The organism is Pararobbsia alpina, assembly GCF_902859895.1.
GTDB classification, from domain to species: domain Bacteria; phylum Pseudomonadota; class Gammaproteobacteria; order Burkholderiales; family Burkholderiaceae; genus Pararobbsia; species Pararobbsia alpina.
On sequence record NZ_CADIKM010000190.1, the window covers coordinates 1 to 855 of the forward strand.

Sequence of the window (855 nt, forward strand, 5' to 3'; positions counted from 1 at the left end):
AACCGGTACTTGTTCTTCGATAGTGTTCACGTGTCCGCCTAATTGTTCGCGGACACGATACTCCCAAGCCGGATCACACTATTCAAGACGGGTTCGCCAGCCGCTTACGCTCAAGGCGTAGCCAGTCCTCCACAGCCATAGTCTGGAATGTCGCCTTTGGCTTGGACTTCAGGTATAGGTGCTTTTCATCCTTCTGCGTGTACGCCTGCTTCCCGTTCTCGTCCAGAATCGGCGTACGCTTTTCGTACTTGACCTTTCCGCCAAATATAAGCGGAGACAGGTGATAGCGATTGGACCAATTGAAGTCGAACGGTAGATCATCCGGCAGGTACTTGCGAAGCTCGGTAGTGATCTGCTCAAGCTTCGCCTTCAGTTCGGACGCGAGCTTGAGACCTAGCTCCTTGTCAACGAACATACCGTTGCGTTCCATCTCAACGGTGCACAGCAGGCTACCCATATTGAGCAGGATCGATTTAACCTGCCCCGTCTTGCGAGCCTTGGCTAGCTGGCCCTTGAATATGGTCTCGGTGTTGCCGATATCACCATGCGCCCGGGAATCCTTGGGTACGTCCTCACGGTGCATCGTGCCGCAGAGGTAATCCATCAACAATTGCTTGTCGATGTCCGGTGTATCTACCCCGGCTTCCCACAGAGCCTTTACCTCATCGATCTTGAGATTGCCCCCATACGCGGGCACCATCTCATCCATCGATAGCATGTGCGAGGTGGGCTCCATGCCGCGTAGCCCCCGGCGTCATAGTAGTTGTCGCCTCTGAAATTTCTTATCAAGAAGAGTCAGAGGTGCAGGTTGAAGGCGAGACAAACGTATTCTGTCGAGTTCAAGGAGCAGGCCCT

1 protein-coding gene is annotated in these 855 nt (G+C 53.8%); it reads right to left on the bottom strand.

Annotated features, from left to right (window positions below):
- Positions 1-82 precede the first annotated feature (82 nt).
- Positions 83-718: a hypothetical protein gene (locus HV670_RS30215; protein ID WP_246258145.1), complete on the bottom strand. Its 636-nt coding sequence runs from the start codon at positions 716-718 to the stop codon at positions 83-85.
- Between the last annotated feature and the right edge of the window lie 137 nt (positions 719-855).